General features: G+C 61.2%; 10 protein-coding genes. 4 read left to right on the top strand and 6 right to left on the bottom strand.

The features are described from left to right. Positions 1–445: 445 nt before the first annotated feature. Together rpsT and mutM are read right to left on the bottom strand one after the other, a co-directional pair. Positions 446–706 (bottom strand): 30S ribosomal protein S20, encoded by a 261-nt coding sequence (gene rpsT, locus FIU90_RS15465; protein ID WP_152435594.1) that lies wholly within the window; start codon positions 704–706, stop codon positions 446–448. A 152-nt stretch (positions 707–858) separates the two neighbouring features. Further along, positions 859–1,674, bottom strand: coding sequence for a bifunctional DNA-formamidopyrimidine glycosylase/DNA-(apurinic or apyrimidinic site) lyase (gene mutM / locus FIU90_RS15460; protein WP_152435593.1), 816 nt, complete (start codon positions 1,672–1,674; stop codon positions 859–861). A gap of 55 nt (positions 1,675–1,729) precedes the next feature. Here mutM and FIU90_RS15455 point away from each other — a divergent pair, with 55 nt between their 5' ends. Together FIU90_RS15455 and ubiB are read left to right on the top strand one after the other, a co-directional pair. After that, on the top strand, positions 1,730–2,485 hold the full coding sequence (locus tag FIU90_RS15455; RefSeq protein ID WP_152435591.1) for a class I SAM-dependent methyltransferase: 756 nt from the start codon (positions 1,730–1,732) through the stop codon (positions 2,483–2,485). Between the two features lie 40 nt (positions 2,486–2,525). Further along, positions 2,526–4,088, top strand: coding sequence for a 2-polyprenylphenol 6-hydroxylase (ubiB, locus tag FIU90_RS15450; protein WP_152435589.1), 1,563 nt, complete (start codon positions 2,526–2,528; stop codon positions 4,086–4,088). Here ubiB and FIU90_RS15445 read toward each other — a convergent pair. After that, on the bottom strand, positions 4,085–4,465 hold the full coding sequence (locus FIU90_RS15445) for a DUF4345 family protein (RefSeq protein WP_152435588.1): 381 nt from the start codon (positions 4,463–4,465) through the stop codon (positions 4,085–4,087). The genes ubiB and FIU90_RS15445 overlap by 4 nt on opposite strands. 227 nt (positions 4,466–4,692) lie before the next feature. On the opposite strand from FIU90_RS15445, the gene FIU90_RS15440 reads away from it, so the two are divergent. Then, positions 4,693–6,399 carry a phosphopantothenate--cysteine ligase family flavoprotein gene (locus FIU90_RS15440; RefSeq protein WP_152435585.1) on the top strand — a complete coding sequence of 569 codons (1,707 nt, stop codon included), beginning with the start codon at positions 4,693–4,695 and terminating at the stop codon, positions 6,397–6,399. Beyond that, on the top strand, positions 6,396–6,890 hold the full coding sequence (gene dut / locus FIU90_RS15435; RefSeq protein WP_172970300.1) for a dUTP diphosphatase: 495 nt from the start codon (positions 6,396–6,398) through the stop codon (positions 6,888–6,890). The genes FIU90_RS15440 and dut overlap by 4 nt, the downstream gene beginning before the upstream one ends. Before the next feature lie 100 nt (positions 6,891–6,990). Here dut and FIU90_RS15430 read toward each other — a convergent pair whose 3' ends face one another. The 3 genes from FIU90_RS15430 to murJ all read right to left on the bottom strand — a co-directional run bounded on the left by FIU90_RS15430 (position 6,991) and on the right by murJ (position 10,430). Beyond that, complete coding sequence (locus FIU90_RS15430) at positions 6,991–7,650, bottom strand: DUF4136 domain-containing protein (protein WP_152435584.1); 660 nt, start codon at positions 7,648–7,650, stop codon at positions 6,991–6,993. Between the two features lie 170 nt (positions 7,651–7,820). Next, complete coding sequence (gene trpS, locus FIU90_RS15425) at positions 7,821–8,840, bottom strand: tryptophan--tRNA ligase (RefSeq protein ID WP_152435583.1); 1,020 nt, start codon at positions 8,838–8,840, stop codon at positions 7,821–7,823. 18 nt (positions 8,841–8,858) lie between these two features. Beyond that, positions 8,859–10,430 carry a murein biosynthesis integral membrane protein MurJ gene (murJ, locus tag FIU90_RS15420; RefSeq protein ID WP_152435581.1) on the bottom strand — a complete coding sequence of 524 codons (1,572 nt, stop codon included), beginning with the start codon at positions 10,428–10,430 and terminating at the stop codon, positions 8,859–8,861. Between the last annotated feature and the right edge of the window lie 4 nt (positions 10,431–10,434).

The raw sequence follows: 10,434 nt of genomic DNA, 5'->3' as shown, positions 1-10,434 counted from the left end.
CGTTTCCCCAATACTCTAGCGCTTTCGGAGCCGCATCCGAACCGCATCTTCACCATTTCGATAGGCGCAAAATCTCCCTTCCCGGAAACATGCGTTTCCCGGAACCCCCCATCGACCAGTTTGTTAGAACCCGGACTGTCCCGCTCCGGGTGGAACACAAATAAAGTACGCTTCGGCCTCGGAAGCAAGCGAGGAATTTTAAAAAAACTGAAATAATCCGGTTGACTCGGCGCTATGCCGCAGACTTGCGTTCAAGCGGCTGATTTCACTCGATATTCGGTTTCGATCACATGCGAATCGCGGGGTTTCCTAGATTTTTCCTTTTCGCGTCGGCGTACATTCGGCGCAAAACAAAAGGGCCGCACTCATTGAGTGCGACCCTGTAGCATACCCTTAGGTAAATTTACCTAACCGAAGCGGCGAATCGCCACCTCGAAAAAGCGAATCAGAGTGCGGCGACTCGCTTCGACAGGCGCGACATTTTGCGCGCCACAGTGTTCTTGTGCATTACTCCGCGAGCAACACCGCGAGCCAGTTCCGGCTGTGCAGCCTTCAACGCTTCCTGTGCGGCCTTCTTGTCGCCGGCTTCGACTGCGGTCTCCACCTTCTTCACGAAGCCGCGGATGCGGCTGACACGCGCACCGTTGATCTCTGCACGGCGGTTGTTGCGACGGATGCGCTTACGGGCTTGGGGCGAATTTGCCATAGGTCTTGTCTGTCTCGCGTTCTGTGGCGGCCGCGTCTGCGCGACCTGATGAATTCTCGGGTTTGTTCGAAATCAAGAGCGCACGAGATTCGCCTCGAAGCGCCGGAAAGCGCGCCACATAGGGCGGGATCGGCGAATCGTCAAGAATTCCCTCACTTCTGGCACTTCGGGCAGTACCACGTGCTTCGACCGCCTTGCGCGATGCGACGGATGGTCCCGCCATCCTCGCGCCGGCACGGCTCGCCGGTGCGCCCGTAAACGTCGAACCTGGTTGCGAAGTATCCGAGCTCACCGTCCGGTTGGGCATAGTCGCGCAGGGACGAGCCACCATCGCGGATAGAGGTTTCGAGCACGTCCCTGATCGAGGGTACGAGGCGTTCGAGTTGCGGCCCTGTTACCTTGCCCCCCTTCTTCATCGGATGGATACCCGCGCGCCACAGCGCCTCGCAGACATATATATTGCCCAGCCCTGCGACGATCCGCTGGTCGAGCAGGCAAAGCTTGATGCTTTGCGTTTTGCCTTTGAGCGCGGTTTTGAGGTGATCGACGGTCAGTTCCGAACCGAGCGGCTCAGGACCGAGCGCGGCAAATTGAGGCCAATGATCGAGGAGGTCTGTACGGACCAGATCCACCGAACCGAACCGGCGCGGGTCGCACAAGGCAAAACGGTGCCCTTCGGTTTCGAGAACGAGGTGATCATGTATGTCGTCCTCATCGGGGTCGATCCGCCAGCGCCCGCTCATGCCAAGATGGAAAACCATGGTCGAGCCTCGGTCGAGATGGATCAGGCCGTATTTGGCGCGGCGCGATAAGTGCGTGACGCTGGCTCCTGTCATCACCTGCACGAGATCGGGCGGGAAGGGGCGTCGCAAGTCCGGGCGGTTGAGGGTCACGCGAGTAATTCGCGCTCCATCGAGGAAGCGCGCGAGTCCGCGCACCGTTGTTTCGACCTCTGGCAATTCGGGCATGAAGCATCCTCTAACACCCTTTGCGCTGGCCGCAATTCCATCTAAGGCCGCCGCCATGAGCGATGCAGATCAAGAAACCGTAAGCTTCGGCTACGAAAACGTGACCCCGCAGGAAAAGACCCGTCGCGTTGGCGAAGTTTTCACCAGCGTCGCGAGCAAGTACGACATCATGAACGATGCAATGTCGGGCGGACTGCATCGGCTGTGGAAGGACAAGTTCGTCCGCCGCGTGAAGCCGCAGCCGGGCGAACAGATTCTCGACATGGCAGGCGGCACCGGAGACATTGCTTTTCGCATGGCCGATCGCGGGGCCGATATTACGGTTGCGGACATCAATCAGGACATGCTCGATGTCGGTGCCGAGAGAGCGATGGGGCGGAACGAGGCGAAAGGCGCCGGAAGCCTCGTATTCACCCGCCAGAACGCTGAAGAGGTCGATTTCGCCTCCAACACGTTCGACGCCTACACCATCGCATTCGGTATCAGGAATGTGACGCACAAGGATCGCGCGCTGAAAGAGGCGCTGCGGGTGCTGAAGCCCGGCGGGCGTTTCTTCTGCCTCGAGTTCTCGACGGTTGAATGGCCGGGCCTGCGCGAAGCCTATGATGTCTACTCGGACAAGGTTCTGCCACGCATGGGGCAGGCCATTGCCGGTGACGCCGATTCGTACCGCTACCTCGCCGAATCGATCCGCAAGTTTCCGCCGATGCCCGAGTTCGAGCGGATGATCCGAGACGCCGGGTTCGCCAACACACGGGTCGAACCGATCCTGGGCGGACTGGTCGCGATCCATTCGGGCTGGAAGATTTGAACGAGCGGGAACGGAAAGAGCCTTCGCGCGCCTTTAGAGCATGACGTCCCCTGTCATCCATTTCGCCCGTCTTGCACGATGGGGCATCACTCTGGCTCGCCGCCGCGCGCTTGTGGGGATCGAAACCGACCCCAATGCGCCGACCACGGTGACGCGCCTGGCCAAACTTGCGCGCTGGGCGACCTTTACGAGCAAGCGCGGCGAACCGGATTACGCGGGCGCCTTCAAGGCGATTGGTCCGGCGGCGATCAAACTGGGGCAATCGCTCGCGACCCGGCCCGACCTCGTTGGCGAAGAGGCCGCGCGCAATCTTCTGAGCCTGCAAGACGCTCTGCCGCCGGTTGGTTTCGACGAGATCAGGCGCTCGATGGAGGCGGCATTCGATCAGCCGCTCGAAAACCTCTTCGCCGAAATTGACCCCAATCCAGTCGGTGCGGCCTCGATCGCGCAGGTCCATCGCGGCGTCACCACGGACGGTCGGCGGGTCGCAATCAAGGTTCTGCGTCCAGGAATTCGCGAGAAATTCGCACGAGATATCCAGACGTATGAATGGGCGGCCGCTCATGTCGAAGCGATGGGCGGCGAAGCGCTGCGTCTGCGGCCACGCCTGACAATCGCGAATTTCAAGCGCTGGACCAATTCCGAGCTCGATCTGCGCCGCGAGGCGGCCTCGGCCTCCGAACTCGCCGAAGAGGTGAAGGGGATCGGTGGCTACCGTATCCCCGAAATCGACTGGGACCGCACCAATGGCCGGGTCATGACCATCGAGTGGGTCGATGGCATCAAGATTTCCAAGCGCGATGAACTCATCGCCAAGGGCCACGACCTCAATGCCATCGCCGAACGCCTGGTCATCAGCTTTCTGACCCAGGCGATAAGCGCGGGTTTCTTCCATGCGGACATGCACCAGGGGAACCTGTTCGTTGAGGATGATGGTACTATTGTCGCTATCGATTTCGGGATTATGGGCCGCATCGATCGGCGCGCGCGGCAATGGCTTGCCGAGATCCTCTACGGCCTGACGACCGGCGACTACCAGCGCGTCGCAGAGATCCATTTCGAGGCGCAATACGTTCCGAGCTATCATTCGGTCGGCGAATTCGCGACCGCGCTGCGTGCGGTGGGCGAGCCGATGCGGGGCAAGCCGGTCAGCGAACTCAGTGTTGGACAGATGCTCGACGGGCTGTTCGCGATCACCCGCGATTTCGACATGCAGACCCAACCGCACCTTCTGCTGCTGCAAAAGACCATGGTGATGGTCGAGGGGATCGCAACACAGCTGAATCCCGACATCAATATGTGGGATACCGCCGCGCCTTATGTCCGCAGCTGGATCCGCGACGAACTGGGGCCGGAGGCTGCGGTGGCCGAGAGGATCAAGGAAGACGCCGACACCCTGTTGCGCCTGCCGTCGCTTATCCGGCGGATCGAGGAGAGATTCCCGCCCAAGGGCGGCGCGCCCGAACCGCCGCCGCTTCCCGAGATCCGGCTCATCACCGAGCGGCGTGAACGCGCCGGCGGATCGCGACTGGGCTACCTAATCGCGCTCGGCCTGGGTGCGGGCGCGATGTGGGGCGCGTTCAGCATGGGTTGGCTTGGCTAGGCCCGTTCGGGCAGCACCTTCGCCCCGATCAGACCAAGGACACCGAATACAGCTTCGAAAACCATCGGCTGGATATACCCTTCGAAGCTGCCGTTGATCGCCAGCGAAACCACGCGTGCCACCAGCGCCACCAGCATCAGGGCGGCGCCGATCACCAGCGGATCGCTGCGCTGTTTCCACGCGCCCCAAAGGAAGCACGCGGCGCTGACACCGAAAAAAGCCGTCATGTCGGCCCGGATCGAGGTGATCGCGTGTGTCCCTTCGACCGCGATCCCGAAATCTGCGCCCGAGGTGACCGGATCGGTCAGAAAGCCGAAAGCCATAAAGGCTAAGACCAGCCCGCCCAGGGCAAGCAACACGCGCAATGCGATTCTCATTCGGAATTCCCCCTCTCGTCTCCGCGATATCTATCGATCAAATGACCGTGAGGCTCAACAAAATTTAACCATTGTAAGGCATGGCATTGTGCGAGTTTGCGTATGCTCTTGGCTGTTTGCACCCGTACAGCTAGGCTGAATCGCACCAGACGGACCAACACCATCCTGCACGACCGGGAGACACGAGAACAGATGAACGGCTCGATCGGCCATTCGCGATTTGGGAAATGGGAGCCTGGGCTTTGAGCAAGGCTGCCCCTAAAGTGCTGCTCGTCGTCGGCGGAGGTATTGCCGCATACAAGTCGTGCGAGCTCGTCCGACTGATCCGCAAGGGCGGTGGCGATGTGACTTGCGTGGTAACGAAGGGCGGGCAGCAGTTCGTGACGCCGATGTCGCTTGCCGCTCTCAGTGAAAATCAGGTTTACACCAACCTCTTCGACCTCAAGAACGAGGCGGAGATGGGGCACATCCAGCTCAGCCGGGAGGCCGACCTCGTGGTTGTATGCCCCGCCACCGCCGATCTGATGGCGAAGATGGCGGCAGGCATCGCGGATGACCTTGCGACCACGCTGATCCTTGCGACCGACAAGCCCGTCATGGCCGTCCCGGCGATGAATGTGCGCATGTGGGAACACGCCTCGACGCAGCGCAATGTCGAGTTGCTCCAGCAAGCCGGCGTCAACGTTCTCCATCCCGACGAAGGGCCGATGGCCTGCGGCGAGTTCGGCTATGGCCGACTGCCCGAACCGCACGCGATCTGGCGCGAGATTGCGGCGCATTTCGGCATCGAAGTCGAAGAAGAAGCACCCGCACCTGCTCCCGCGAACGATCGAGGGCAGGAAATCGAAGTCGAGGCGCTCGAACCCGAAGAGGATGAGGGCGCGGGCACCGGTCTTGGCGGATTACTCTCCAAGATCATCCCCCGCTCGACTGCGAAACGCAGCCACGAAGATATCGAAGCGGAGTACGCCGAGCTCGACGAACAAGTCGATGGGCAATCCGAAGAGGGTAAAGAAGTCGAGGTCGAAACCGACGAGGAAGCGCCTGCCGAGGAAGAGGAGATCGAATTCAATCCCGATCTCGGCGGACCGCTGCTTGCGACCAAGGGGAAGGCCGGTGCCGCTCCGCCGATCGATCCCGAAGCGATCAATCACGAAGTCGATGATCGCAAGTCAGAGCCAGAACTGGTCAAGGGCAAGCAGCCCTCTTCCGCAGACCTTGCGTCGGTCGAGGAAGACGCGCTGGGCGGAGAGGCTTTCACGGTCGACGCAGGCTATCGCCCGCTCGAAGGGCGCCATGTCCTCGTCACCGCCGGCCCGACGTGGGAAGCTATCGATCCGGTGCGATATATCGCCAACCGGTCGAGCGGAAAACAGGGTTTTGCCATCGCCGCCGCCGCAGCAGCGCTCGGCGCGAAAGTCACGCTGATTGCGGGTCCGGTGTCGCTGAAAACTCCGCCAGGCGTGGACCGTGTGGACGTGGAAAGCGCTGACGACATGAGCAAAGCGGTCAAGAAGGCGCTTCCCGCCGATGCCGCCGTAATGGTGGCGGCAGTCGCGGATTGGCGCCCCAAGGAATATCTCGGCGAAAAGATCAAGAAGCGCGGCTCTGCACCGCCCGCGCTCATGCTCACCGAGAATCCCGACATCCTCACCAATATTGCCGCCGGAACCAACAGGCCCGAACTGGTGATCGGGTTTGCCGCAGAAACGGAAAACGTGCTCGACAACGCGAAGAAGAAGCGCAAGCGCAAGGCCGCGGACTGGATTGTCGCCAACGATGTCTCGGGAGACGTGATGGGCGGCGACAAGAATCGTGTGCACATCGTCAGCGGTGACGGGGTAGAGAGCCTCGACGAAATGCCCAAGAGTGCGGTAGCGATGGCGCTCGTCGAACGCATTGCTGCGTCGTTCAAAGCAGAGGCTGCCGAATGAATTCCAGGATTGGGGTGAGCGAAGGCGCGCCCACCAACGCTCCCGTGCCGGTCGAGGTAAAGCGTCTCGCCCACGGAAAGGGGCTCGACCTGCCCGCCTACGCTACGGATGGCGCGGCCGGGATGGATGTGGTGTCGGCCGAAGACATCACGCTCGAGCCGGGCGCGCGACATCCGGTCGCAACCGGGCTCGCGCTCGCTATTCCGCATGGCTTCGAAATCCAGGTCCGCCCGCGCTCAGGGCTGGCCCTGAAGCACGGCATCACCGTGCCCAACACGCCGGGCACGATCGACAGCGACTATCGCGGCGAATTGAAGGTCATCCTGATCAACCACGGCGCGGAAGCCTTCGCGATCAAGCGCGGCGATCGGGTTGCGCAGCTCGTGCTCGCGCCGGTGGTGCAGGCGGCTTGGCAGGAGGTCGATGAACTCGACGCGACGGAGCGCGGCGCTGGAGGCTTCGGCTCTACCGGCGGTCACGCGAAGCTGTAGGTCCTTCAGTCCACTCAGGAATCAAAAAGGGCGGCGCCGATCCCATGGTGCCGCCCCTTCGTCCCATCCAAGGGGTGATTAGGTAATCGGTCTTAGCCGATTAGCGCAACGCGCGCACGGATTTTCCGTCGTCCTTGATGGTGATGCGCAGCGTTTCGCCGGAATTGCCCGGAAAATCAGTGAACAAAGCGTCCACGAGGTTCGGTACCAGCGTCTGCAGGCGGTTGCTCCGCGACACAGCCTGAGCGTTTCCTTCGAAAAGCCGCTCGCCGCTAGTGGTCGAATCGATCTTCACTTCGATGTCGCTGGTGTAAACCGTGTAGCTGCGCACTTCGGGGCCAGCGAGGAATGGATCGTGGAAGCCGAAGGCATAGCCCCGGCGGAATCCGTATGGGCGGCCCCAGGGGCCCCAGTATGGATCATGAAAAGCGCTGCCCGTAGTACGAACGCGTTCGCGGCCATTGTCGACGTGATAGTCAAAGCGCACGAGCATCGTTGCCTCTGATGGCGATGCGGCTTCGGTGTAGCCCAGTTTTTCGAGCTCATCGGCAACCATGTCGGCATAGAGCGAGAATTCGAGCCCACCTGCCAGCTTCGGGTCATCGGCAACCACCGCGAAACTCTGGCCCTGAGGAGCGGGGAGCGTCGTGGTGAAGCGCGAAACGTCGGCGTTGAATGACGGGGCGCAGGCCGAAAGACCTGCGGCAAGAAGAACCGGAAGCGCGAGGCGCTTGGCCGAAACTATGAGAGGATTGGTCATGGCATACCCTATTGATTACACGCGTGAATACGTCCACCGGCGAAGTCAGGCGCGCTTCCCCTCGCATGGCACCTGCTTTGCAGGCACCGACCTCGCACATCAGTCTGTCACTGAGCGCGGAAAGTGTAAAGTATTCGGCTGAACCGGGTTTGAACGTGCCCTAGCAGCGATCAGCCGCGCACCAGACCGAGCGCCTCGTAAGCCTTGTCCAGCGTTGGAAGACCATGTTCGCGAGCCTGCGCCGCACCGCGAGCGAGTATTGCGTCGAGCGCCTCCTGGTCGCCCTTCAACTCCATGAAGCGTTGATTGATCGGCGCCAGAGTTTCGACCAGCAATTCGCCCAGTGCAGGTTTGAACACGCCGAAGCCCTGTCCGCCATATTCGGCGAGCACTTCGGACGTGCTCTTGCCGGTGAGCGCGCCATAGATGCCGACAAGGTTCTGCGCCTCGGCCCGTCCTTCCAGACCCTTTTCCTCGCTCGGCAGCGGTTCAGGGTCGGTCTTGGCCTTCTTGACCTTCTTCATGATCGTATCGGCGTCGTCGGTGAGGCTGATCCGGCTCATTTCGGACGGGTCGGACTTGCTCATCTTCGCCGTACCATCGCGCAGGGACATGATCCGAGCGGCAGCGGGCGGGATATAGGGCTCTGGCAAGGTGAAGAGTGGCGCATCCTCGTCGCAGAAATCGTTGTTGAACTTCTGCGCGATATCGCGGGCAAGCTCGAGATGCTGCTTTTGGTCCTCGCCCACCGGAACGTGCGTGGCCTGGTATAGCAGTACGTCGGCTGCCTGAAGGACGGGATAGGTAAAAAGCGCGACGGACTGGCCTTCGCGGTTTTTGCCGGCCTTGTCCTTCCACTGCGTCATGCGATTGAGCCAGCCCATGCGCGCCGTGCCGTTCAGGAGCCATTGCAGCTCGGTGTGTGCAGGAACCTGCGCCTGGTTGAACAGCACCGTCTTGGCGGGATCGACACCGCACGCAACGAGCGTTGCGACCATTTCGCGGGTGTTCGTGGTCAGCTCCGACGGTTCGTGCGGCTGGGAGATCGCGTGGAGATCGGCGAGGAAGATGAAGCAATCGCCCCCGCTCGCATGCGCTTCGTCCTGCAGCTTTACGTAATTGACGATCGCGCCGAGATAGTTGCCAAGATGCGGCTTGCCCGTGGGCTGGATGCCGGAGACGACTCTCATACAAAGATTCTTTCTGATCTAACCTTGGCGGCGCATTAGGCGCTGGACGGTGCTTTTGTCGAGGACGCCGAGGATAACGGCTCCAAGGCCATAGCTGACGGCACCCACGCCAAGGATCGCGGCAATGCCGCCCGCTTTTTCAAGAATTGTACCGGTGAACCACGCATCGATGTGCGGCATCAGCAACCATAGTGCTGCGCCCATCAGCGCTGCTGCGATGATGATCCGTACCAACCTGCCGATCAAACGCGTCGGCAGTCGGTAAAAATTCCGCGCATGCAAGATACCGCCGAGCAGGGCAATGTTGCACCACGCCCCAACCGCACCTGCTATCGCGAGTCCGACCACCCCGATGCGTGGCACGAGCAGGATATTTAGGCCGATGGTGACCACCAAACTGGCCGCTGCGGTGTATACTGGAGTGCGGGTGTCTTTCCTCGCAAAGAAGTTGGGCGTGAGAACCTTGACGAGCACATAGGCCGGGAGACCGATCACAAGGCCTTGAACGACCATGCCCGTCACCGTCGCATCTCCTTGCGTGAAGGCCTGACCCGCCATGAAGACCCGCACGAAGGCAGTGCCTGTGAAGAAAAGAGCGACTGCGCACGGCACCGTGAGCAGCATGGCGAGTTCGATTGCGTTTGATTGCAGGCGCGAGGCCTCCTCATCCTCTTCGCGCGACAAATAGCGCGAAAGTGCGGGAAGGATCGCGGTCCCGAGCGCGATGCCGATAATGCCGAGCGGCAGCTGGTTCCACCGGTCAGCCATTTGAAGGTAGGTGTAGCTCCCGACCGGCAACGTCGACAGGAAGAACAGGTCGACGAAGCGGCTGATCTGGTACACCCCAGCGCCGAATATCGCCGGAACTACGAGCACGCCCAGCTCCTTTACCCCCGGCGTCATCTTTGGAAAGGCGAGCCTAAGGCGGAAGCCAGCGCGCCGCATGAAGAAGCCGAGCCAGACGACTTGCAGCAAACCCGAAAGCGACAAGGCCCAAGCCATTGCCTGCGCCGTCATGCGACGTCCCTCGATATCGGCATCGAGCGTCAGTCCGTAGGCGAGCGCCGCGATAAGACAGATGTTCAGTAAAACCGGAGCGGCTGCGGCGGCGGCAAACCGCGACAGCGAGTTGAGCACTGCCGCAATCAATGTCGCGATGCTCATAAACATCAAATAGGGGAAGGTTATGCGCGCCATGAGAATCGCGATGTCGAGATTGCGTGGATCGTCCGCGAGCCCTTCGGTCACGAAGAACTCGACCACCCAGGGCATGGCCAGCATTGCGATGCCGCCGAATACGATCAGGATCGGCAACAGCACGGCGAGCACCGCGGTGGAGAACCTCTCCGCCTCGCTCATGTCGCCGTCTTCCTTCAGCCGCCGGTTGAAGAGTGGGACGAACGCGCTTGCGAAAGCCCCTTCCGCGAACAGGCGGCGGAAGAGGTTGGGTAGCATGAAGGCTAACTGCCACGCATCGCCCATTGCGGTCGCGCCGAGCACGCGTGCAATGAGGATATCGCGGACAAAACCGAAGACGCGGCTGACCGCAGTCAGCCCGCCTATCGTTCCGACATTCTTGAGCAGGCTCATTGGC

Source organism: Erythrobacter sp. THAF29, from assembly GCF_009363635.1.
Lineage (GTDB): Bacteria > Pseudomonadota > Alphaproteobacteria > Sphingomonadales > Sphingomonadaceae > Erythrobacter.
This window is presented reverse-complemented; position numbering and strand designations above follow the sequence as displayed.

What these genes read in the sequence shown, in the direction of transcription:
- rpsT (WP_152435594.1), bottom strand. Translation starts at nt 706, where the DNA reads ATGGCAAATTCGCCCCAAGCCCGTAAGCGCATCCGTCGCAACAACCGC.
- mutM (WP_152435593.1), bottom strand. Translation starts at nt 1,674, where the DNA reads ATGCCCGAATTGCCAGAGGTCGAAACAACGGTGCGCGGACTCGCGCGC.
- FIU90_RS15455 (WP_152435591.1), top strand. Translation starts at nt 1,730, where the DNA reads ATGAGCGATGCAGATCAAGAAACCGTAAGCTTCGGCTACGAAAACGTG.
- ubiB (WP_152435589.1), top strand. Translation starts at nt 2,526, where the DNA reads ATGACGTCCCCTGTCATCCATTTCGCCCGTCTTGCACGATGGGGCATC.
- FIU90_RS15445 (WP_152435588.1), bottom strand. Translation starts at nt 4,465, where the DNA reads ATGAGAATCGCATTGCGCGTGTTGCTTGCCCTGGGCGGGCTGGTCTTA.
- FIU90_RS15440 (WP_152435585.1), top strand. Translation starts at nt 4,693, where the DNA reads ATGGGAGCCTGGGCTTTGAGCAAGGCTGCCCCTAAAGTGCTGCTCGTC.
- dut (WP_172970300.1), top strand. Translation starts at nt 6,396, where the DNA reads ATGAATTCCAGGATTGGGGTGAGCGAAGGCGCGCCCACCAACGCTCCC.
- FIU90_RS15430 (WP_152435584.1), bottom strand. Translation starts at nt 7,650, where the DNA reads ATGACCAATCCTCTCATAGTTTCGGCCAAGCGCCTCGCGCTTCCGGTT.
- trpS (WP_152435583.1), bottom strand. Translation starts at nt 8,840, where the DNA reads ATGAGAGTCGTCTCCGGCATCCAGCCCACGGGCAAGCCGCATCTTGGC.
- murJ (WP_152435581.1), bottom strand. Translation starts at nt 10,430, where the DNA reads ATGAGCCTGCTCAAGAATGTCGGAACGATAGGCGGGCTGACTGCGGTC.